Raw genomic sequence first — 22,428 nt, 5'->3', positions numbered from 1 at the left:
AACGTGGGGTTCTCAGGCGGTCCGGACCGCCTTGATCACCCGCCGCCGGAGCAGCACCCGGCGTACGCCGTCGGCGCCGATGCGGACCCGGTCGAGCTCCCAGCCGCCCTGCTCGGCGCGCTCGGTGAGCAGCTTGGTCACCACGCCGCGGGGGTACTCCGGGGAGAACGTGACGCTGTCGAGTTCCCACTCCACCCCGGGGCGCAGCGGCTGACGCAGCACACGGGACATCGGCTCACTCCTCGCTGACGTCGTCCAGGGCCAGGACGATCTCGGGGGGCAGCGACAGCTCCTCGATCGCGAGCGCGGCGCGCAGCTGGGCGGCGGTGCGCGCGCCGAGGATCGGGGCGGTCACGCCGGGGCGGTCGCGCAGCCAGACCAGGGCCACCTCGAGCGGGGTCCAGCCCAGCCCGTCGGCGGCGCGCGCCACCGCTTCGACCACGCCGCGACCGAAGCCGTCGAGGTAGTTCTCCACCCGCGAGGCGAACCACGGGTCGGCGGCGCGGGAGTCGGCGGGGGTGCCGCTGCGGTACTTGCCGGTCAGCACGCCGCCGGCGAGCGGCGACCAGGCCAGCACGCCGAGACCGAGTGCGTCGGCGGCCGGGAGCACCTCGTGCTCGACGCCGCGGTTGAGCAGGTTGTACTGCACCTGAGTAGAGGCCAGCGGCACCCGGCCGGGCACCGCGCGCTGCCAGGTCGCGGCCTGCGCGGTCTGCCAGCCGGTGTAGTTGGAGATGCCGACGTACGACGCGCGCCCCGACGTCACCGCGAGGTCGAGCGCCTGGAGCGTCTCCTCCAGCGGCGTGCGGTCGCTCCACACGTGCACCTGCCACAGGTCCACGTGGTCCACGCCCAGCCGCTTGAGGGAGCGGTCCAGCGCGGGCAGCAGGTGACCGCGGGAGGTGTCGACACGACGGGAGTCCCCGCGGCGTACCAGTCCCGCCTTGGTGGCGAGCACGATCTCGTCGCGTGCCACGACGTCGCCGATGAGGGAGCCGATCAGCTCCTCGGCGGCGCCGTCGCCATAGCTGGCCGCGGTGTCGAGGAGCGTGCCGCCGGCCTCGGCGAACGCGATCAGCTGGTCGCGCGCCTCGTGCTCGTCGGTGTCGCGTCCCCACGTCATCGTGCCGAGGCCGAGACGGGACACGCGGAGACCGGTCTGGCCGAGGGACCTGAGCTGCATGGCAGAAACGTAGTGGTCCCACTCACGGACGCCGTCGGCGGCACGCGGTTCGGGCCCGCGTAGGCTGCCCGCCCGTGTGGGAACTCTTCCAAGCCATCGTGCTCGGCACCATCCAGGGACTCACGGAGTTCCTCCCGATCTCGAGCAGTGCGCACCTGCGCATCTACCCCGAGATGTTCGGTTGGGGCGACCCCGGAGCCGCGTTCACCGCGGTGGTCCAGATCGGCACCGAGCTCGCGGTGCTCATCTACTTCCGCAAGGACATCTGGCGCATCGCCACCGCGTGGCTGAAGTCCTTGGTGAAGCCGGAGTACCGCGGCACCCTGGACGCCCGGATGGGCTGGTTCATCATCATCGGGTCGCTGCCGATCGTGATCCTGGGCATCGCGCTCAAGGACATCATCGAGAACGAGTTCCGCAGCCTGTGGGTCATCGGCGTCACGCTGATCGTGCTCGGCATCGTGCTCGGCCTGGCCGACAAGTTCAGCAGCAACTCCAAGCAGATCAAGCAGATCAACGTCCGCGACGCCATCCTGATGGGCGTCGCGCAGGCCTGCGCGCTGATCCCCGGCGTCTCCCGCTCCGGCGCCACGATCTCGATGGGCCGCGTCCTCGGCTACGAGCGCGAGGCCGCCACCCGCTACGCGTTCCTGCTCGCCATCCCGGCCGTGGTCGGCGCCGGCGTCTTCCAGCTCAAGGAGATCCCCGGCGGGGACAACCCCTACGGCTGGACCCCCACGATCGTGGCGACGATCGTGTCCTTCATCGTCGGCTACGCCGCGATCGCCTGGCTGCTGCGCTACGTCTCGACGCGCTCCTACACCCCGTTCGTGATCTACCGGGTGGCGCTGGGTGCGCTGGTCCTGATCCTGCTCGGCACCGGAGTGCTCACCGCCTGATCGGCGCCGGACGCCGGGCGCTCAGAGCTCAGAGCCACCCGGAGCGCTTGAAGCACACCCACAGCACCGCCGCGGCGCCCACCATCAGCAGCAGCGCGAACGGGTAGCCGAAGCGCCAGTCGAGTTCGGGCATGTACTTGAAGTTCATGCCGTAGATCCCGGCGATCAGCGTCGGCACCACCACCAGCGCCGCGCCGGCGGAGATGGTGCGCATGTCGTCGTTCTGCTGCACCGAGATCTGGGCGACGTGCGCGTCGAACGCCGCGGACAGCAGCTGCTCGAGGTTGTCCACGGTCTCCCCGACCCGGTTGAGGTGGTCGGTGATGTCGCGGAAGTACGGCGCCACGTCGCCGTTGATGCCGGCGATCCGTCCCTCCGCGCAGGACTGCATCGGGGCCTTCAGCGGCTGGATCGCGCGCCGGGCCTCCGCGATCTCGCGCTTGAGGGTGTAGATGCGCTCGGAGTCGCGGGTGCGCTCCGGGGAGAACACCGACTGCTCCACCTCGTCGACGTCCTCCTCCAGGAAGTGGGCCACCTGGGTGTAGTCGTCGACGACCTTGTCGCACACGGCGTACACGACCGCCGCCGGCCCGCGGCCCAGGACGTCGGAGACCTCCTCGAGGTGGGCGCGGGTCACGCTCAACTCGCTGCCCGCGCCGTGCCGCACGGTCACGACGTACCCCTCGCCGACGAACAGGCTGATCTCGCCGGTCTCGACGGCGTCCTCGGCGTCGATGTAGCTGAGCGTCTTGAGCACCAGGAAGAGCATGCCCTCGTAGCGCTCCAGCTTGGGCCGCTGGTGGGCCTTGAGGGCGTCCTCGGTGGCCAGCGGGTGGAAGCCCAACTGGTCGGCGATCGCGTGCAGCTCCGAGGGCGTGGGCTCGTGGACGCCCACCCACAGGAAGTCGCCCTTGTCGCGGTCCCGCGCGCTCAGGACTCGGGCGAGGTCGCTGACGTCGAAGGTCTCCGGGACCCGGACTCCGTGGCGGTAGAAGGCGCAGTCGACGATCATCTGGACACGTTAGCCACGCGGAGGCCTCCGCATGCCCGGCTACAGTCCGCGCCATGGCCACCCTCATCCTCGTGCGGCACGGGCGCACCACCGCGAACGCCTCCGGCACCCTCGCCGGCCGTACGCCGGGGGTCCGCCTCGACAGCACCGGGCAGCAGCAGGCGGCGCGGGCCGGTGCCCGGCTCGGCGACGTACCGATCTCCCTGGTCGTCACGAGCCCCCTGGAGCGCTGCCGCCAGACCACCCGGGCGCTGCTGGCCGGGCGCGAGGACGCGCCGCCGGTGGTGACCGACCGTGGGATCACCGAGTGCGACTACGGCGAGTGGCAGGGCCGCGCGATCAAGGACCTCGCCCAGGAGAAGCTGTGGAAGGTGGTCCAGACCCAGCCCTCCGCCGCCGCGTTCCCCGGCGGGGAGAGCATGACCGCGATGCAGGCCCGCGCGGTGGGCGCCGTACGCCGCCGCGACGCGCAGGTCGAGGCCGAGCACGGCCCGCACGCGGTCTGGGTGGCGGTCAGCCACGGCGACATCATCAAGGCGGTGCTGGCCGACGCGCTGGGGATGCACCTGGACCTGTTCCAGCGCCTGCACGTGGACCCCGCCTCGATCTCGATCGTGCGCTACACCGAGTCGCGGCCCTACGTGCTCGCGACCAATTCCCACGCGGGCGACCTGTCCTGGCTGCGCCCGCCCGCGGATGCCGCCGACGACGCGTCCGCCACCGGCACCGACGCGCTGGTCGGCGGGGGAGCGGGCCCCGCGGCCACCGGTCGGGACGGGTCCTAGGCTGGGCGCATGCCTCTCGTCCACTCCTTCGACCCGCCGGAGCGCTTCGTCACCGGCACCGTCGGCGCGCCCGGCTCCCGCACCTTCTTCCTCCAGGCGCGCAGCGGAGCCCGGATCGTCTCGGTGGCCGTGGAGAAGCAGCAGGTCGCCGCGCTCGCCGAGCGGGTCGACGAGCTCCTCGACGAGGTGATGGCCAGCGAGCCCAGCAGCACCGTGGTCCCCGCGGTCGCACCGTTCGACCTCGTCGACAGCGAGCCGCTCGACCAGCCGATCGAGGAGGAGTTCCGCGCCGGCACCATGACCCTGTCGTGGGACCCCCGCGACGAGCGGGTCGTGATCGAGGTGTTCCCGTTCAGCGAGGCCGCGGTGGTCGCCCCCGACCAGCTCGAGGAGAGCATCGTGGAGCCCGAGCCGGAGGAGGTGCTCCTGGTCAGGCTCTCGCCCGGCTACGCCCGCGCCTTCGTGCAGCGCAGCGGCCAGGTCCTCGAGGCCGGTCGTCCCGCCTGCCCGTTCTGCGGCAACCCCATCGACGTCGACGGCCACCTGTGCGTGCGCGCCAACGGCTTCAAGCGGCGCGACCCGTGACCGGCAGCCCCGGCCGATGACGGCACTGCCCGACCTGCTCACCGGCGAGCTGGTGCTGCACGGCCGGATCATGCCGGCCTCCAACGCGACCTTCCTGGGCGCGGTGGGCGAGCACCGCGTGGTCTACAAGCCGATCTCGGGGGAGCGGCCGCTGTGGGACTTCCCCGGCGCCGTGCTGGCGCACCGCGAGCTCGCGGCGTACCTCGTCTCCGAGGAGCTGGGCTGGAACGTCGTCCCGCGCACCTGGCTGCGCGACGGCCCGCACGGCCCCGGGATGGTGCAGACCTGGGAGGAGCCGGACGAGGACCAGGAGCCGGTCACCCTGGTGCCCGCCGGCTCGGTGCCGCCCGGGTTCCGCCACGTCTTCGACGGCATCGACGGCCTCGACCAGCCGGTCTCCCTGGTCCACGAGGACTCCGCCGCGCTGCGCCGGATGGCGGTGCTCGACGTGGTGATCAACAACGCCGACCGCAAGGGCGGCCACGTGCTCGCGATGCCGGACGGGCACCGCTACGGCGTCGACCACGGCATCGCCTTCCACCACGAGCCCAAGCTGCGCACCGTGCTGTGGGGCTGGACCGGCGAGCCGCTGACCGATGACGAGCTCGACGCCGTACGCCGCCTGGGCGCGGCCGTGCACGGCGAGCTCGGGGACGCGCTGGCGCCGCTGCTGAGCGACCTCGAGATCGAGGTGCTGGCCCAGCGCTGCCGCCGGCTGGCGTCGGCGGGGGTGATGCCCGCCCCGCGCGGGGACTCCCCGGCCATCCCGTGGCCGCCGTTCTGAGGGCGACCACTACAGTTCACCGCATGCGCGCCTGGTCCTCCCCGGAGATCCCGACCCTGCCCGTCGAGGGCCCGCCCGTCATCCTCCACGACACCGCCAGCGGCGGTCTGGTGACCACGCAGCCCGACGGTGCGGCCCGGATGTACGTCTGCGGCATCACGCCGTACGACGCCACCCACCTGGGCCATGCGGCGACCTACCTGGGCTTCGACCTGCTGAACCGGGCCTGGCGCAACGCCGGGCACGAGGTGAGCTACGTCCAGAACATCACCGACGTCGACGACCCGCTGCTCGAGCGGGCCCAGAAGGTCAACGTCGACTGGGTCGAGCTCGCCGAGCGCGAGACCGAGCTGTTCCGCCAGGACATGACCGCGCTGCGGGTGCTCGCGCCCGCGCACTACATCGGCGCGGTCGAGTCGATCCCGCTGGTGATCCGCCTGATCGAGCGGCTCCAGTCGGCCGGCGCGATCTACCGCGTCGAGGACGACCTCTACATGTCGGTGACCGCCGACCCGACGTTCGGCCAGGAGTGCGGCCTCTCCCGCGAGGAGATGCTGCGGATCTTCCCCGAGCGCGGCGGCGACCCCGAGCGCCCCGGCAAGAAGGACCCGCTCGACTGCGTGGTGTGGCGCGGCGAGCGTCCCGGCGAGCCGTCCTGGCCCAGCCCGTTCGGCCCCGGCCGGCCCGGCTGGCACATCGAGTGCACCGCGATCGCGCTGGAGCACCTCGGTGCGGAGTTCGACGTCCAGGGTGGCGGCAGCGACCTGGTCTTCCCCCACCACGAGATGTGTGCGGGCCACGCCCAGGTCGCCGACCCCGAGCACCGCTTCGCGAAGGTCTACACCCACGCCGGCATGGTCGCCTACGACGGCGAGAAGATGTCGAAGTCGCGCGGCAACCTGGTCTTCGTCTCCGCGCTGCGCAACAGCGACGTGGACCCGATGGCCATCCGCTTCGCGCTGCTCGCCCATCACTACCGCAGCGACTGGGAGTGGACCGACGCCGAGCTGTGGGACGCCGTGGACACCCTGGCCGACTGGCGCCGCGCCCTGGCCCTCGGCGCCGGCGCGCCGTCCGAGCCGGTCGTGCGCGAGGTCCTCGCCGCCTGCGCGGCCGACCTCGACGCCCCGCGTGCGCTGCGCGCCGTCGACGCCTGGGTGCGCGCGACGCTGGGCACCGACGGCCTCGCCGACACCAGCGACCCGGACGCCGCCCGCGCGGTCTACAACGTCCTCGACGCCGCCCTCGGCCTGGCGCTCTGACGCCGCCCCGGCGGACCGCCGGGGTCCCTCAGCGTTGTCGTTTGGTCACCAACGGCAACAAATCGGTGCCGAAACCTGTCGTTGGGGACCAAACGACGACCTCCGACCTCAGTTGTCGCCGCCCTGGCGACGCTTGAGGTACCGCTCGAACTCCCGCGCGATCGCCTCGCCGGTCGCCTCGGGCAGGTCCGTGGTGTCGCGGGTCTCCTCGAGCGAGCGGACGTAGTCGGCGATGTCCTCGTCCTCCTCGGCGAGCTCGTCGACCCCGCGCTCCCAGGCGCGCGCGTCCTCGGGCAGGTCCCCGAGCGGGATGCTCACCTCCAGCAGGTCCTCCAGCTGGCGCACCAGCGCGAGCGTCGCCTTCGGGCACGGCGGCTGCGCGACGTAGTGCGGCACCGCCGCCCAGTACGACACCGCCGGCACGTCGAGGAGCACGCAGGCGTCCTGGAAGACCCCGACGATCCCGGTCGGACCTTCGTAGGTCGACTGCTCGAGTCGCAGCCGGTCGACCAGCTCGGGCTCGGTCGCCGTACCGGTGACGGGGATGGAGCGGGTGTGCGGGGCGTCGGCGAGCAGTGCGCCCAGGGTGATCACCAGCTCGCCGCCGAGGTCGTCGCAGGCGGCCAGCAGCTCGGCGCAGAACTGGCGCCAGCGCATGTTCGGCTCGATGCCGCGGATCAGGATCACGTCGCGGTCCAGGTCCGGGGGAGAGGCCACCGCGATCCGGGTGGTCGGCCAGCTGACCCGCCGGTGGCCGTCGGCGTCGATGCCGATGACCGGCCGGTTGACCTGGAAGTCGTAGAACTCCTCGGGGTCGATCGCCCCGATGACGCGCGCGTCCCAGACCTCGATCAGGTGGTCCACGACGGCGGAGGCCGCGTCGGCGGCGTCGTTCCAGCCCTCGAAGGCGGCGATCACCACCGGGGCGACGAGGTCGGGCAGGTCATCGCTGTCCATCACCCGCCCAGCCTAGTCAGAGGCGACGATTTCGCCGCCGCACCGGCCCGATGTCACGATCTGGTCTGTTCGTCCAGCAGGTGGACACGCCTTCTTACGCTGGTGGACAAGGCCGGAACCGCCCGGCCTCTCGAGAGGAGTCACCTTGACCGATCGGGCCTTCGAGCCGTTCCTGCGCCCCGATGCGACGGAGGCGCTCACCACGATGCTGCGCGAGCGCATCTTGGTCCTGGACGGCGCGATGGGTACGGCGATCCAGCGGGACCGCCCCGACGAGGCCGGCTACCGCGGCGAGCGGTTCGCGGACTGGCCGAGCGACCTGCAGGGCAACAACGACCTGCTGACGCTCACCCAGCCGGCGATCATCCGCGCCATCCACGAGGAGTACCTCGCCGCCGGCGCCGACATCATCGAGACCAACACCTTCAACGCCAACGCCGTCTCCCTCGGCGACTACGGCATGGAGGAGCTCGCCTACGAGCTCAACTACTGCGCGGCCCGGCTGGCCCGCGAGGCCGCGGACGCCCACGGCACCCCCGAGCGGCCCCGCTACGTCGCCGGCGCCCTCGGCCCGACCACCCGGACCGCCTCGATCTCCCCGGACGTCAACGACCCGGGCGCCCGCAACGTCACCTTCGACGAGCTGGTCGAGGCCTACCTGGTCGCCGGCCGCGGCCTCATCGACGGCGGCTCCGACCTGCTCTTCGTCGAGACGATCTTCGACACCCTCAACGCCAAGGCCGCGATCTTCGCCCTCGAGACGCTCTTCGAGGAGTACGACCGCCGCTGGCCGGTCGTCATCTCCGGCACCATCACCGACGCCTCCGGACGCACCCTCACGGGGCAGACCACCGAGGCCTTCTGGGCCTCGATCCGGCACGCCCGCCCGCTCGCGGTGGGGCTCAACTGCGCCCTCGGCGCGACCGAGATGCGCCCCTACATCGCCGAGCTCTCCCGGATCACCGACTCCTTCGTCTCCTGCTACCCCAACGCCGGGCTCCCCAACGCCTTCGGCGAGTACGACGAGGCGGCCGCCGAGACCGCCGCGGTGGTGGGCGAGTTCGCCGAGGCCGGCTTCGTGAACCTGGTGGGCGGCTGCTGCGGCACCACCCCCGAGCACATCGCCGCGATCGCGGACGCCGTCGCGGACAAGACCCCGCGGGTGCCCGCGCAGAACGACGCCGCGCTGCGGCTCTCCGGCCTCGAGCCGTTCACGGTCCGCGACGACACCCTGTTCGTCAACGTCGGCGAGCGCACCAACATCACCGGCTCGGCCCGCTTCCGCAACCTGATCAAGGCCGGCGACTACGACACCGCCCTGTCGGTGGCCGCCCAGCAGGTCGAGAACGGCGCGCAGGTCATCGACATCAACATGGACGAGGGGATGATCGACGGCGTCGCGGCCATGAACCGCTTCACCCGTCTGATCGCCAGCGAGCCCGACATCAGCCGGGTCCCGGTCATGGTCGACTCCTCCAAGTGGGAGGTCATCGAGGCCGGCCTGAAGAACATCCAGGGCAAGGCCGTCGTCAACTCCATCTCGCTGAAGGAGGGCGAGGAGCCGTTCATCGCCCACGCCCGGCTGTGCCGCAAGTACGGCGCCGCCGCGGTCGTCATGGCCTTCGACGAGGACGGCCAGGCCGACAGCCTCGCGCGCCGGATCGCGATCTGCCAGCGTGCCTACCGGATCCTGGTCGAGGAGGTCGGCTTCCCGGCCGAGGACATCATCTTCGACCCCAACGTCTTCGCGGTCGCGACCGGCATCGAGGAGCACGCGTCGTACGGCCTGGACTTCATCGAGGCCACCCGCTGGATCAAGAAGAACCTGCCCGGCGCGCGGGTCTCCGGCGGCATCTCCAACGTCAGCTTCAGCTTCCGCGGCAACAACCCGGTGCGCGAGGCGATCCACGCGGTCTTCCTCTTCCACGCGATCGCCGCGGGCCTGGACATGGGCATCGTGAACGCCGGCGCGCTGGTGGTCTACGACCAGGTCGACCCCGAGCTGCGCGAGCGCATCGAGGACGTCGTGCTGAACCGCCGCGAGGACGCCGCCGAGCGGCTCCTGGAGATCGCCGAGGTCCACAACAAGGCGGCCGTCCAGGACGAGGCCACCGCGGAGGAGTGGCGCTCGCTGCCGGTCGGGGAGCGGATCACCCATGCGCTGGTGAAGGGCATCGACGCTCACGTGGAGGCCGACACCGAGGAGCTGCGCGCGCAGATCGCGGAGCGCGGCGGCCGGCCGATCGAGGTCATCGAGGGCCCGCTGATGCAGGGCATGGACGTCGTCGGCGACCTCTTCGGCGCCGGCAAGATGTTCCTGCCGCAGGTGGTGAAGTCCGCCCGGGTGATGAAGAAGGCCGTGGCCTACCTGATTCCCTTCATCGAGCAGGAGAAGCTCGACAACCCCGCCCTGGCCACCGCCAAGGAGACCAACGGCACCATTGTCATGGCCACGGTGAAGGGCGATGTCCACGACATCGGCAAGAACATCGTCGGCGTGGTGCTGCAGTGCAACAACTTCGAGGTCATCGACCTCGGCGTCATGGTGCCGGCCCAGAAGATCCTCGACACCGCCCGCGAGGTCGGGGCCGACATCATCGGCCTGTCCGGGCTGATCACCCCCTCCCTGGACGAGATGGTCACGGTGGCCGCGGAGATGCAGCGCCTCGGGCTGGAGATCCCGCTGATGATCGGCGGCGCCACCACCTCGCGCGCCCACACCGCGGTCAAGATCGACCACAAGTACGACGGCCCGGTGGTGTGGGTCAAGGACGCCTCACGCTCGGTGCCGACCGCCGCCTCGCTGCTGCACCCCGAGCGTCGGGTCAAGCTGATGGCCGACGTGCAGGCCGACTACGACTCGCTGCGCACCCGGCACGCCGCCAAGAGCGACCGCCCGCAGCTGACGTACGCCGACGCGGTCGCCAACGCCTCCCCGATCGACTGGACCGGCTACCAGCCGCCGGCGCCGCGCACCCCCGGCGTCCACGTGCTGCGCGACTACCCGATCGCCGAGCTGCGCGAGTACATCGACTGGCAGCCGTTCTTCAACGCCTGGGAGATGAAGGGCAAGTTCCCCGACATCCTCAACAACCCCACCACCGGGGAGACCGCGCGCAAGCTCTTCGCCGACGCCAACGAGATGCTGGACCGCATCATCGAGGAGGGCTGGCTCACCGCGCACGGCGTCTACGGGCTGTTCCCGGCCGCCTCACGCGGCGACGACGTCGAGGTGTACGCCGACGAGGACCGCTCCGAGGTGCGTGCGGTGCTGCACCAGCTGCGCCAGCAGGGCAAGCACCGCGACGGCGTCCCGAACCGCTCCCTGGCCGACTACGTCGCGCCCGCCGAGACCGGCCTGGCCGACCACGTCGGCGGGTTCGCGGTCACCGCCGGCATCGGGCTGCCCGAGAAGGTCCAGGAGTTCAAGGACGCCCTCGACGACTACAACGCGATCATGGTGGAGGCGCTCGCCGACCGCCTCGCGGAGGCCTTCGCCGAGCGGCTGCACCAGCGGGTGCGCACCGAGTTCTGGGGCCACGTGGAGAGCGAGCAGCTGTCCAACGAGGACCTGATCGCGGAGAAGTACACCGGCATCCGCCCGGCCCCCGGCTACCCCGCCTGCCCCGACCACACCGAGAAGGCCACCCTGTGGGACCTGCTCGACGTCGAGGCAAGCACCGGCATCACGCTCACCGAGTCGATGGCGATGTGGCCCGGCGCCTCGGTCTCCGGCGTCTACTACAGCCACCCCCAGGCCCAGTACTTCGTCGTCGGCCGCCTCGGGCGCGACCAGATCGAGGCGTACGCCGCGCGCAAGGGCTGGAGCATCGCCGAGGCCGAGAAGTGGCTCTCGCCGAACCTCGGCTACGACCCCGACGACTGAGCCGCGGCGGGGGCAAGACCCCCACGTTTGGTCCCCAACGACAACATTTCGGTCCCGGAATCTGTCGTTGGGGACCAAACGTCGACCCTCCGCGCCGTCGACCCAGCCCCGGGGCGCGCGCCGAGCAGGTCCGCGAGCGCCTTAGAATTGTGCGCGCACCCGACGCCGCACCGCGCTCATGGGAGGGCATTCTGAGTACCGCGTACTCGCGAGGAACAGACCGACGCACTCCTGGGGGAGACCTGCCCCCCCCCCCCCGGGCCGTCCTGTGGGACATGGACGGCACGCCGGGTGCTCTGGGGTACTTCCAGGTGCGTTGACCTACACGTTAGCGCAGGTCAGGTGGGCCGTCGGCGTCCTCGGCGGGCGTTCAGAGGCATAGGGGCGCATTCGAATTTGTAGCGTATAGCCGCATGGATAGTCGCATGGCGCTCAAGGCCCGACGTCATGCATCCTCCCGCTGGTCGGCTGAGTGGAGGCGCCCGTCCTGCCAGCCGGTCACACGACATCCCTGACTGATGCGTTGAGCGCTGAACCGTCGCATCGATAGTCGCATCGTGACCCCGCGTCGGGTGATCCAGTGCGGGGCTAGCGTCGCTTGCCGAGCCCGGGCGAGCCGCCCTGCTCGATACGCCGGACGCCCCCGAAGAGGTTGCGGGCCGAGCTGACGCCGGTCAAGTCCCGCGTAGTGACCGAACCCGAGATCGGAGCTGATGACCTGCCCGCGCTGACTGCCTGACACCTCATCGAGGAGAACGCTGCCGACGCTGTCGTTGGCGCGGAATGGAGACGGCCCAACCCGGGCCGCGCCGCACAGCGCAACGGCTACCGCCATCGCGCCTTAGACACCCGTGTCGGCACCCACCTTGTGGCTGCGTTAGCTGCCCGACCACCTTGGTCTACAGGAGGCGGACGACGGTTTCGCCGTACGCCGCCACAGCTGCGTCCGCGAGGCCGTGGCCGGCGGGACCTGTTCGGCCAGGGCGAGGATCTGCGCGACCACACCCAGGTGCTCCAGCTGATCGCCCTGGGGCGCACCTACCTGACTGCGCCGAAGGTCACCACGGTCATCGCGTGGCCGTCGCGTGGCCGTCGCGTGGCCGTCGCAGGGCCGGTCCAGGGACCTGGTCGGGTTCGTTTGCACTGCTTACAGTCTCCAGGGACCTCTGCCCGGGGGCAGAGGTCGGGTTCTGCCTCCGGGCCGATGTGCCGAGGGTCCCCGCGACATGGAATGGGGGCATGCAACCAACACCCATGCGCCACGCCACCGAGCACATCTCTGGGCCGGTCGTCACCGTGCGCGGACTGACCAAGTCGTACGGCGGACGAGTCGTCGTCGACAATCTCGACCTGCACGTGGGGGCTGGTGAGATCGTCGGTCTCATCGGCGCCAACGGTGCTGGCAAGACCACCACCGTCGAGTGCCTGCAGGGCCTGCGGACGCCCGACTCCGGGGTGATCCGGGTCCTCGGCCTGGACCCGGTCAAGCAGGCCGATCGCCTGCGCCTGCAGGTGGGCAGCCAGCTGCAGAGCTCTGGGCTGCCCGACCGGCTGCGGGTCACCGAGGCGGTGGACCTGTTCGCCGGCCCGCACGCCCAGGACCGGGACCGACTGCTCGAGCAGTTCGGCCTCGGGCGGCTGCGTCGCTCCCCGTTCGCGGGGCTGAGCGGGGGAGAGCGGCAGCGGTTGTTCCTCGTGCTGGCGCTGCTCAACCGGCCGCGCCTGGTCATCCTCGACGAGCTCACCCAGGGCCTGGACCCCGCCGCACGGCGTGAGGTGTGGTCCGCCGTTGCGCAGCTGCGTGACGAGGGCACCACCGTCATGCTCGTGACGCACGAGCTCGACGAGGCGGAGGCACTGTGCGAGCGTGTCGTCGCCATGCGGCAGGGGCGGGTGCTCGACCAGGGCACGCCCGCCGAGCTGGTCGCCCGCCACGCCCCTGGAGTCACGGTCCGCTTCGGCCTTCCGGGTGCCGGGGGTTCGGCGATCCGCGGCGAGCTCGATCGACTTCCCGGCGTACACCGGGTGAGCCAGGAGCGCGACCAGGTCGCGATCGAGGGCGCGCGCGAGGCCATCGCCCACGTGGGGGCCTGGCTCGTCGCGAGCGGACACCCCGTGCCGGTCGATCTCCGGGTCGACATCCCCGACCTCGAGTCGGCGCTGCTGACCCTGCTCGACCAGTCCACCGATCTCCCCGAGACCAGGAAGGTCGCATCATGAGCACGTTCGTCCCCATCCAGCCGGACACTGCCGGCGCCGATCCGCGCTCCACCGCCGGGCCCGCGCCCAAGCACCGCTCGGCCACCCGCCGACTCGTCACCACCGAGCTCCGGCTGCTCAGCCGCGAGCCGTTCACCCTGACCTTCGTGCTGGTGTTCCCGATCGTCTCCATGCTGATCATCGGCGGCTCGTTCGGGACCCAGCCCGACGACGCCTTCCCGGTGAACCCGTCGCACTGGTACGTCGCTTCCTACTTCACCGTGGTGATCGGGGCGACCGGACTGATCATGCTGCCGGTGCACATCGCCACCTACCGGGAGCGAGGAGTGCTGCGCCGGTTCGCGGCGTCGGGGTTCCCACGGTGGTCGTTCGCGTTGGCCCAGCTCGTGGTCGGCCTCACCGCGATCGCGATCTCGGGTGCGCTCCTGCTGGCCGTCGCCGCACCGGTCTACGGCATCCCGAGCGTCGAGGACCCGGTGCGGGTCGTGGCCGGCGTGGTCGTTGCCTCCGTGGCGTTCGCCAGCATCGGGGTGCTGCTCGGGACGATGCTGCCCTCGGCGCGGGCGGCACAGGCCGTCGGGCTGCTGCTGTTCTTCCCCTCCTTCCTGCTCGGTGTCGGCGGCCCACCGCCGGCGGTGATGTCGGATGCGCTGCGGGAGATCTCCGAGCGGCTGCCGCTGTCGCTGGCCAACCAGGCGATCCGGGAACCGTGGCTCGGGATCGGCGACGCCACGGTCGCCCTGGTGGCCGTCACCGTGATCGCGGTCGGCGCCATGGCCCTGGCGGCACGGCGCAGCGCCCTGTGACGTCTAGGGTCGCTCCCATGACGGAGTGGGCAACGCGAGCCGCGGCACCTGCCGCGCTCGCGTTCTTCGCGCTCCTGGGAGTGCTGATGACGCGCCAGTCGACCCCGGTGGCGCTGTGGTCGGCCGCGGGCATCGTCGCTGCGGCGCTGGCGCTGGCGAAGTGGGCGCCGTCGGGCTGGCGGCTCGCGGCGGGGTTGGTCATCCCGATCGCGGGGCTGGTGGTGCTCGGTCACGAGCAGTCCTCCAACCTGTCCTGGATGGGGCTGTGCGTCATCGCCGCCTGGGCCGCGCTGTCGTCTGCGTTGCCGGTGGCCCTGACCACGCTCGTCGTACTCCTCGCAGGACCCGTCGGGGAGTGGGCGATCCACCCCTCGGAACCCGGATGGGGTGCCTGGGTCATCGGTACGGCGTTCACGACCATCGCCTGCGTGTTCGCCCGGCGACTGCGACTGACCGTGGTCGAGCTCAACCGCACCCGGGCCGAGCTGGCCGAGCGCAGCAGGGCCGAGGAGCGCAGCCGGATCGCCGGTGAGGTGCACGACGTGATCGGCCACGCCCTGACCGTCTCGCTGCTGCACATCGGCAGCGCCCGGCTCGCACTCGACGACGAGCCCGAGGAAGCGCGCGCCTCCCTGGTCGAGGCGGAGAGGTTGGCCCGACAGAGCCTGGAGGAGGTCCGCGCCACCGTCGGCCTGATGCGCACCGACGACCCCGTCCGGATGGCGCCGCTGCCCGACGCCCGTGACATCACCGACCTCGTGGACTCGTTCCGCCGAGCCGGCGCTGCCGTCGAGCTCAAGGTCGAGGGAGACCTTTCCTCTTTGGGATCCACCCGGGGACTGGCTGCCTACCGGATCGTCCAGGAGGCACTGACCAACGCCGCTCGGCACGCCGCCGGCGAGCCAGTCGCTGTCTGCGTGATCGCCGGCAAGGCAGACGTCACGGTGACGGTGCGCAACGGCGGGACGCCCGACCCCGCGGCCACCCCCGGTTCCGGCCTCGACGGCATGCGCGAGCGCGCCGAAAGCGTCGGTGGCCGACTCACCGGCGGTCCGGTCCCGCAGGGCTGGCTGGTCGAGGCGGTGCTGCCGTCATGACCCAGGAGGTGGTCCGGGTGCTCCTGGTCGATGACCAGGAGCTCGTCCGCACGGGGCTGCGCGGGATCCTGCGCTCCCGGTTCGGGTTCGAGATCGTCGGTGAGCTGGCGAGCGGCGAGGGCATCGTCGACGCGGTGGTGTCCCTGCGTCCCGACGTGGTGGTGATGGACGTGCGGATGCCCCGGGTCGACGGCGTCGCCGCGACCCGGTTGCTGGCCGACGTACCCGATGCGCCACCGGTGCTGGTGCTGACGACGTTCGAGGACGAGGAGGTGCTCGCCGGGGCGCTCCGCGCCGGGGCGGCCGGCTTCCTGCTCAAGTCTGTCCCGGCCGAGGACCTCCAGCGCGCTGTCCGGGCGGTCGCCGCCGGCGACTCGTGGCTGGACCCGGCCGTCACCGGCCGGGTGCTCACGGCCTACCGCGGAGCGCAGGCCCCACCGGTGTCCGGCGCGGCTGTCGAGACGCTCACGCCACGGGAGCGAGAGGTGCTCGCCCTGATCGGCGCCGGTCTCAACAACACCGAGATCGCCGCCAACCTGTTCCTCGGCGAGGGCACGATCAAGACCCACATCGGGCACATCTTCGCCAAGCTCGGCCTGCGCGACCGCGCTGCCGCCGTGGTCTTCGCCTTCGACCACGGGCTGGTCCAGCCGGGGCGCCGCTCCGGGTGAGGTTGGGCTTGGCCGCTGCCTGTGCCGCTTTACGGCGCACGGGGGGTTAGCGCAGGTCAGGCTCCCCATCTGATCGGGGCGGCGATCGTGTGGTTGCTCATGCATGTCAGGTGTGAGCGGTCGACCACGTGAAGCGGCTCAACCCCGCCGGATGTCAGTCGTTCACCGGGATGCCCGTCAATGGGGAAGGGGGCGCACCTAGGGTGCATAGTCGCATCGTTAGTCGCATGGAGCTTGTTGGAGGGCATTCTGAACACCGCGTCTTCTCGTGAACCTGCAGGTCAGCACGAGGAAGTTGGTCGGAGGCTGCCCGCGGCCGTCCTCTGGGACATGGACGGCACCATCGTCGACACCGAGCCGGCCTGGGTGGCGGCCGAGACCGCGCTGGCGCATCGCCATGGCGCGGAGTGGACGGAGGCCGACGGGCTCAGCCTGGTCGGCAACAGCCTGCTCACCTCGGCGCAGTACATCAAGGAGCGGATGGGGCTCGACCTCAGCCCGGAGGAGATCGTCGAGGAGCTGCTCGACGGGGTGGTGGCCAGCGTGGCCGAGTCGGTCCCGTGGCGCCCGGGGGCGCGGGAGCTGCTGGAGGAGCTGCACGAGCACGGCGTACCGTGCGCGCTCGTCACGATGTCCTACGAACGGCTGGTGGCGCCGATCCTGGCGCACCTTCCCGAGGGCATCTTCGACGTGGTGATCACCGGAGACCGGGTCACCCACGGCAAGCCGCACCCCGAGCCCTACCTCACCGCCGCCGCCGCGCTCGGGCACGATCCGGCGTACTGCGTCGCCATCGAGGACTCCGCCACCGGCGCCACGTCGGCGGAGACTGCGGGGTGCACGGTGCTGGTGGTGCAGAACCACGTCGCCGTACCGCCCGGTCCGCGGCGGGTGTTCCGCGACTCGCTCGCCGAGCTGAGCAGCAGCGACCTCGCCGGGCTTCAGTCCGAGCTGAGCTGAACCGGCTCGAGCGGCGGCGGGGCCGCAGCGGGCGTCGGCAGCGTCGGGGGAGTGCCGCCGAATGCCGGGCAGATCGCTTGGTGGGCGCACCAGTCGCACAGCCGACTGCGGTGCGGGCGCCAGTCGCCGGTCTCGGCGGCCTCGCGGATCGCGCGCCACACCGCCTCCACCTTGCGCTCGGTGGCGCGCAGGTCGTCCTCGTCGGGGGCGTAGCTGACGATCTCGCCGCTGCCGAGGTAGATCAGGCGCAGCATCGCCGGCACCACGCCACGCGTGCGCCAGATGACCAGGGCGTAGAACTTCATCTGGAACAGCGCCTTGGCCTCGTAGCCCGGCCCCGGCGCCCGCCCGGTCTTGTAGTCCACCAGCCGGATCGCGCCGTCCGGCGCCACGTCGACGCGGTCGATGAACCCGCGCAGCAGCAGCCGGGAGTCCAGCAGCGTCTCGACGTAGAGCTCGCGATCCGCGGGCTCGAGGCGCCGCGGGTCCTCGAGGGTGAAGTAGCGCTCCAGGACGGTGCGGCACGACGCCAGCCACGGCGCCACCTCGGGCCCCTCCTCGCCGAACAGCTCACCCAGCTCCGGCTCGGCTGCGCACAGCTGCTCCCAGGTGGGCTCCAGCAGCGCCTGGGCGCGCTGCGGGGTGCGCTCGGCGGCGGGCAGCTCGAAGAGGTCCTCGAGCACCTTGTGGACCAGGGTGCCGCGCACGGCGTCGGCCGACGGGGGCTCGGGCAGGCGATCCACGGTGCGGAAGCGGTAGAGCAGCGGGCAGGTCAGGAAGTCACCGGCCCGGCTCGGGGACAGCGCACCGAGGACCTCGACACCGTCGACCGGGGTCGAGTGCCGATCGGCCGGCGAGACGGGCTGCTGATCCACGCCGGGAACACTAGGCGACCGCGCCGACAGTGCCGAGTGCCAGGCACCCGCCCGTCGTCGGATAGCGTCGTGACGTGGCCGAACACCCCGACCGTACGCCCGGCAGCGCCCCGACCCGCTCCGCGTCGCGACCCGCCGGGACGTTCAAGGTCGGCACGATCGCCGGCAGCGACGTCCTGATCTCCTCGACCTGGTTCATCGTGGCGGCCCTGATCGCCCTGGTGCTGGCGCCCGCGGTCGAGGAGGTGCAGCCCGGTCTGGGCGCGCTGAAGTACGTCGCGGGCGTGGCGTTCGCGATCGTCCTCTACGGCTCGGTGCTGCTGCACGAGGCCTCGCACGCGGTGATGGCCAAGCACTACGGCTTCCAGGTCACCTCGATCACGCTGCACTTCCTCGGCGGGATGACCTCGATCGAGGGGGAGGCGCGCACCCCGCGCCAGGAGTTCTGGATCGCCGTCGTCGGCCCGCTCACCTCGATCGCCGTCGGCGCGGCCGCCGCGGGCCTGTGGTTCGTGGTGCCCGGCGGCCTGATCGGCATGGCGGTCGGGGGCCTGGCCTCCGCCAACCTCCTGGTCGGGGTGCTCAACCTGATCCCCGGGCTGCCGCTGGACGGCGGCCGGGTGCTGAAGGCCGGCGTGTGGCGGGTGACCGGCAACCGCCACACCGGCTCCATCGCCGCCGGCTGGGGTGGCCGAGTCACCGCCGCGCTGGTGCTGCTGTGGCCGATCGGCATGGAGGTCTTCCTGGGGATCGAGCCGCAGGTCGTGGACTTCGTGCTCGCCTTCATCATCGGGCTCTTCCTGTGGACCGGCGCCTCCGCATCGATCGCCACCAGCAAGGTCCGGGCCCGCCTGCCCCAACTGCGGCCGCGGATCCTCGCGCGGCGCAGCGTGATGGTGCCCGAGGACCTCCCGCTCGCCGAGGCGGTACGCCGCGCCCAGGAGGCGCAGGCCGGCGGCGTCATCACCCTCGCGCCGAACGGGGAGCCGGCCGGTCTGGTCAACGAGGCCGCGCTCCTCGCCGTACCGCAGGAACGGCGCCCGTGGGTGCCGGTCTCCTCCGTGACCCGCACGCTCGAGCCGGGCCTGCGCCTCTTCGCCGACATCGACGGCGAGCAGTTGCTGGCCGCCATCACCAAGACCCCCGCCACGGAGTACCTGCTGCTCGAGGCGGACGGATCGGTCTTCGGCGTCCTGGTCACCGCCGACGTCGAGGCGGCGTTCCAGCGCGCCTCGCACTAAAGTGTCTGCTCGTGCCTGACGCCGAGCTCGACGCCGCCGCGACCGCTTCCGACGACGCCCCGACCGGCGCAGACCCACAGGGCTCCACGGCGAGCTCGGAGGTCGCGCCCGACGTCGACCCCGAGGCCTGGTCCGGGGTGCACCGCGGCCCGCTGCGGGTGGGGGAGTGGGTGCGCCTGGTCGACCAGAAGGGCCGGCGCCACAACTTCGAGCTGGTGCCGGGCAAGCGGTTCTTCTCCAACCGCGGCCACCTCGAGCACGACGACCTGATCGGGCGCGAGGAGGGCTTCACCGTCACCTCCTCGGCCGGCGGGGAGTACCTCGTGTTCCGACCGCTGCTCTCGGAGTTCGTGGTCTCGATGCCGCGCGGCGCCGCGGTGGTCTACCCCAAGGACGCCGCCCAGATCGTGGCGATGGCCGACATCTTCCCCGGCGCCCACGTGGTGGAGGCCGGCGTCGGCTCCGGGGCCCTGACCTGCTCGCTGCTGCGCGCCGTCGGACCCCAGGGCCGGGTGTCGTCGTTCGAGCGCCGCGAGGAGTTCGCCGACGTCGCGCGCCGCAACGTCACCCAGTTCTTCGGCGGCGACCACCCCGCCTGGGAGCTGACGATCGGCGACCTGGCCGAGGCGCTGCCCGCGTCCGGCGAGCGCTGCGACCGGATCATCCTGGACATGCTCGCGCCGTGGGAGTGCCTGGACGCCGCCGCCGATGCGCTGCGCCCCGGCGGCATCGTGTGCGCCTACGTCGCGACCACCACCCAGCTCTCCCGCTTCGTCGAGACCGTCCGCCTGCACGGCGGGTTCACCGAGCCGCAGCCGTGGGAGTCCCTAGTCCGCGACTGGCACGTCGAGGGTCTCGCAGTCCGCCCGGGGCACAAGATGATCGGCCACACCGCCTTCCTCGTGACCGCCCGCCGGATGGCCCCCGGACAGCGCCCGCCGCTGAAGAAGCGCCGTCCCGCGCCCGGCGCGTACGGACCGGACTACACCGGTCCGCGGCCGCCCGGGGTGCCGGTCGAGGCCGTCGACGGGGAGTAGTTTCCCGCGCGCAGGGTTGACGTTTGGTCCCCAACGACAACGATCCGGGCCCCCGGAATGTCGTTGGGGACCAAACGTCAACAGGCCGCGTCCCAGACGTCCCACCCCACCCGGGACCGAATCGTGACCTTCCCGGCCATTCGGCCCCTTCCGTCCCACTATCACGCGGGTATGGTCGCCACCACATAGGAGGTGGCGCAGATGACATCTGACAACCCGTTCGGCATGGACCGGGGCTTCACCGGCGGACCGACCGCGGACGATCTCGCCCGCCAGGTGCGCTACCTGGAGTCGGAGGTGGCCGACCTCCGCCGGCGACTCAGCGAGTCGCCGGGCGGCACCCGCGGCCTCGAGCTCAAGCTCGCTGACACCGAGCGCTCGCTGGCGGCGCTCAACGGCCAGAACGAGCGACTGGCGCAGACACTGCGCGACGCCCGCGACCAGATCCTCAAGCTCAAGGAGGAGGTCGACCGGCTGGCGCTGCCGCCGGCCACCTTCGGCACCTTCCTGGAGCGTTACGACGACGAGACCGTCGACATCCTCACCGGCGGTCGCAAGCTGCGGGTCACGGTGAGCCCGAGCATCAAGGCCGACGACCTCGTGCCCGGCCAGGAGCTGCTGCTCAACGAGGCGCTCAACGTCGTGGAGGCGCTCGCCTACGAGAAGGTCGGCGAGGTCGTGATGTTCAAGGAGCTGCTCGCCGACGGCGAGCGGGTCCTGGTCATCGCCAACGCCGACGAGGAGCGCGTCGTACGCCTCGCCGAGCCGTTGCTGCGCGAGACCATCCGCGCCGGCGACAGCCTGCTGCTCGACGCCCGCGCCGGCTACGTCTACGAGAAGGTGCCCAAGTCCGAGGTCGAGGAGCTGGTCCTCGAGGAGGTCCCGGACATCGACTACGCCGCGATCGGCGGCCTCGGCAACCAGATCGAGATGATCCAGGACGCCGTCGAGCTCCCGTACCTCTACCCCGAGCTGTTCGCCGAGCACCGGCTCAAGCCCCCGAAGGGCGTGCTCCTCTACGGCCCGCCCGGCTGCGGCAAGACGCTGATCGCCAAGGCGGTCGCGAACTCGCTGGCCAAGAAGGTCGCGGCGCGCACCGGGCAGGAGGGCAAGTCCTACTTCCTCAACATCAAGGGCCCCGAGCTGCTCAACAAGTACGTCGGGGAGACCGAGCGGCACATCCGGCTGGTCTTCCAGCGGGCGCGGGAGAAGGCGAGCACCGGCACCCCGGTGATCGTGTTCTTCGACGAGATGGATTCCCTGTTCCGCACCCGCGGCACCGGGGTGTCCTCCGACGTGGAGAACACCATCGTCCCGCAGCTGCTCAGCGAGATCGACGGCGTGGAGCTGCTGGAGAACGTGCTGGTCATCGGCGCCTCCAACCGCGAGGACATGATCGACCCCGCGATCCTGCGACCGGGACGCCTGGACGTGAAGATCAAGATCGAGCGCCCGGACGCCGAGGCGGCCCGCGACATCTTCAGCAAGTACCTCGTGCCCGACCTGCCGCTGCACGCCGAGGACCTCGCGGAGTTCGGCGGGGACCGGCAGGCCTGCGTGGACGCGATGATCCGGGCCACCGTGGAGCGCATGTACACCGAGACCGAGGAGAACCGCTTCCTCGAGGTCACCTACGCCAACGGCGACAAGGAGGTCCTGTACTTCAAGGACTTCAACTCCGGCGCGATGCTGCAGAACATCGTCGACCGGGCCAAGAAGATGGCGATCAAGGACTTCATCGACCACGGACAGCACGGCCTGCGGGTCTCCCAGCTGCTCCAGGCGTGCGTGGATGAGTTCAAGGAGAACGAGGACCTGCCCAACACCACCAACCCCGACGACTGGGCGCGGATCTCGGGCAAGAAGGGCGAGCGGATCGTCTTCATCCGCACCCTGATCACCGGCAAGCAGGGCACCGAGCCGGGCCGCTCCATCGACACCGTCTCCAACACCGGCCAGTACCTCTAGGCACCTCTGGGCCAGCACCCCCGGCCCGGCAACGACCCACGGACGGCGAGCGCTCAGGAAGCGCTCGCCGTCCGCCGCGCCCGCTGGTCCCGGGTCCTTGTGCCCCGGTGCGGGGTGAGCGTCGACGGTCGCGGGCACTCCCGTGCCGCGTGGCTCGCGAATTTCGCGCTGGTCCGCGGCAGGGCCACATGGCCCTACTC

Annotated in this window: 19 protein-coding genes; 14 read left to right on the top strand and 5 right to left on the bottom strand. The window is 71.4% G+C overall.

Features of this window, described 5'->3' with window-relative positions; all coding sequences use genetic code 11:
- Positions 1 to 12: 12 nt before the first annotated feature.
- Positions 13 to 231 (bottom strand): DUF5703 family protein, encoded by a 219-nt coding sequence (locus tag HBO46_RS09810; RefSeq protein ID WP_153337227.1) that lies wholly within the window; start codon positions 229 to 231, stop codon positions 13 to 15.
- A gap of 4 nt (positions 232 to 235) precedes the next feature.
- Positions 236 to 1,183 (bottom strand): aldo/keto reductase, encoded by a 948-nt coding sequence (locus tag HBO46_RS09805; protein ID WP_166138344.1) that lies wholly within the window; start codon positions 1,181 to 1,183, stop codon positions 236 to 238.
- A gap of 74 nt (positions 1,184 to 1,257) precedes the next feature.
- Here HBO46_RS09805 and HBO46_RS09800 point away from each other — a divergent pair, with 74 nt between their 5' ends.
- On the top strand, positions 1,258 to 2,082 hold the full coding sequence (locus HBO46_RS09800) for an undecaprenyl-diphosphate phosphatase (RefSeq protein WP_166138347.1): 825 nt from the start codon (positions 1,258 to 1,260) through the stop codon (positions 2,080 to 2,082).
- A gap of 28 nt (positions 2,083 to 2,110) precedes the next feature.
- Here the strand turns inward: HBO46_RS09800 and corA are convergent, their stop codons facing one another.
- Complete coding sequence (gene corA, locus HBO46_RS09795; RefSeq protein ID WP_166138350.1) at positions 2,111 to 3,094, bottom strand: magnesium/cobalt transporter CorA; 984 nt, start codon at positions 3,092 to 3,094, stop codon at positions 2,111 to 2,113.
- A gap of 53 nt (positions 3,095 to 3,147) precedes the next feature.
- Here corA and HBO46_RS09790 point away from each other — a divergent pair, with 53 nt between their 5' ends.
- From HBO46_RS09790 to mshC, 4 genes are read left to right on the top strand one after another with little or no spacing between them, the layout of a single operon-like run.
- Positions 3,148 to 3,879 (top strand): histidine phosphatase family protein, encoded by a 732-nt coding sequence (locus HBO46_RS09790; protein WP_166138353.1) that lies wholly within the window; start codon positions 3,148 to 3,150, stop codon positions 3,877 to 3,879.
- A gap of 9 nt (positions 3,880 to 3,888) precedes the next feature.
- Positions 3,889 to 4,464, top strand: a complete 576-nt coding sequence (locus HBO46_RS09785; RefSeq protein WP_166138356.1) for a DUF3090 domain-containing protein — start codon at positions 3,889 to 3,891, stop codon at positions 4,462 to 4,464.
- A gap of 16 nt (positions 4,465 to 4,480) precedes the next feature.
- Positions 4,481 to 5,248: an SCO1664 family protein gene (locus HBO46_RS09780; RefSeq protein WP_166138360.1), complete on the top strand. Its 768-nt coding sequence runs from the start codon at positions 4,481 to 4,483 to the stop codon at positions 5,246 to 5,248.
- Positions 5,249 to 5,271: 23 nt separating this feature from the next.
- The gene (gene mshC / locus HBO46_RS09775) at positions 5,272 to 6,510 is read left to right on the top strand and encodes a cysteine--1-D-myo-inosityl 2-amino-2-deoxy-alpha-D-glucopyranoside ligase (RefSeq protein WP_166138363.1); all 1,239 of its coding nucleotides are present in this window, start codon (positions 5,272 to 5,274) and stop codon (positions 6,508 to 6,510) included.
- A 108-nt stretch (positions 6,511 to 6,618) separates the two neighbouring features.
- On the opposite strand, the gene HBO46_RS09770 is transcribed toward mshC, so the two are convergent.
- A complete protein-coding gene (locus HBO46_RS09770) occupies positions 6,619 to 7,467 on the bottom strand; it encodes a PAC2 family protein (protein WP_207950070.1) in 849 nt (282 codons plus the stop codon).
- Positions 7,468 to 7,612: 145 nt separating this feature from the next.
- Between HBO46_RS09770 and metH the strand changes: the two genes are divergently transcribed.
- The 6 genes from metH to HBO46_RS09740 all read left to right on the top strand — a co-directional run bounded on the left by metH (position 7,613) and on the right by HBO46_RS09740 (position 17,107).
- Complete coding sequence (gene metH, locus HBO46_RS09765; RefSeq protein WP_224769475.1) at positions 7,613 to 11,353, top strand: methionine synthase; 3,741 nt, start codon at positions 7,613 to 7,615, stop codon at positions 11,351 to 11,353.
- A gap of 1,239 nt (positions 11,354 to 12,592) precedes the next feature.
- Positions 12,593 to 13,573, top strand: a complete 981-nt coding sequence (locus HBO46_RS09760; RefSeq protein ID WP_166138369.1) for an ABC transporter ATP-binding protein — start codon at positions 12,593 to 12,595, stop codon at positions 13,571 to 13,573.
- Positions 13,570 to 14,379 carry an ABC transporter permease gene (locus tag HBO46_RS09755; RefSeq protein WP_166138372.1) on the top strand — a complete coding sequence of 270 codons (810 nt, stop codon included), beginning with the start codon at positions 13,570 to 13,572 and terminating at the stop codon, positions 14,377 to 14,379. Before HBO46_RS09760 ends, HBO46_RS09755 begins: the two co-directional genes overlap by 4 nt.
- Positions 14,380 to 14,396: 17 nt before the next feature.
- Complete coding sequence (locus HBO46_RS09750) at positions 14,397 to 15,476, top strand: sensor histidine kinase (protein ID WP_166138375.1); 1,080 nt, start codon at positions 14,397 to 14,399, stop codon at positions 15,474 to 15,476.
- Positions 15,473 to 16,147 (top strand): response regulator transcription factor, encoded by a 675-nt coding sequence (locus HBO46_RS09745; protein ID WP_166138378.1) that lies wholly within the window; start codon positions 15,473 to 15,475, stop codon positions 16,145 to 16,147. Before HBO46_RS09750 ends, HBO46_RS09745 begins: the two co-directional genes overlap by 4 nt.
- A 246-nt stretch (positions 16,148 to 16,393) precedes the next feature.
- Complete coding sequence (locus HBO46_RS09740) at positions 16,394 to 17,107, top strand: HAD family hydrolase (RefSeq protein WP_317983899.1); 714 nt, start codon at positions 16,394 to 16,396, stop codon at positions 17,105 to 17,107.
- Here HBO46_RS09740 and HBO46_RS09735 read toward each other — a convergent pair.
- Positions 17,089 to 17,982, bottom strand: coding sequence for a RecB family exonuclease (locus tag HBO46_RS09735; protein ID WP_166138384.1), 894 nt, complete (start codon positions 17,980 to 17,982; stop codon positions 17,089 to 17,091). The genes HBO46_RS09740 and HBO46_RS09735 overlap by 19 nt on opposite strands.
- Positions 17,983 to 18,056: 74 nt before the next feature.
- On the opposite strand from HBO46_RS09735, the gene HBO46_RS09730 reads away from it, so the two are divergent.
- The 3 genes from HBO46_RS09730 (at position 18,057) to arc (ending at position 22,228) form a co-directional block, all read left to right on the top strand.
- Positions 18,057 to 19,223, top strand: a complete 1,167-nt coding sequence (locus tag HBO46_RS09730; protein WP_166138387.1) for a site-2 protease family protein — start codon at positions 18,057 to 18,059, stop codon at positions 19,221 to 19,223.
- 137 nt (positions 19,224 to 19,360) lie between these two features.
- Positions 19,361 to 20,260: a tRNA (adenine-N1)-methyltransferase gene (locus tag HBO46_RS09725; protein WP_166138933.1), complete on the top strand. Its 900-nt coding sequence runs from the start codon at positions 19,361 to 19,363 to the stop codon at positions 20,258 to 20,260.
- 225 nt (positions 20,261 to 20,485) lie between these two features.
- Positions 20,486 to 22,228 carry a proteasome ATPase gene (gene arc, locus HBO46_RS09720; protein ID WP_166138936.1) on the top strand — a complete coding sequence of 581 codons (1,743 nt, stop codon included), beginning with the start codon at positions 20,486 to 20,488 and terminating at the stop codon, positions 22,226 to 22,228.
- Positions 22,229 to 22,428: the final 200 nt, after the last annotated feature.

It is taken from the genome of Nocardioides ochotonae, from assembly GCF_011420305.2.
GTDB classification, from domain to species: Bacteria; Actinomycetota; Actinomycetes; order Propionibacteriales; family Nocardioidaceae; genus Nocardioides; species Nocardioides ochotonae.
This window is presented reverse-complemented; position numbering and strand designations above follow the sequence as displayed.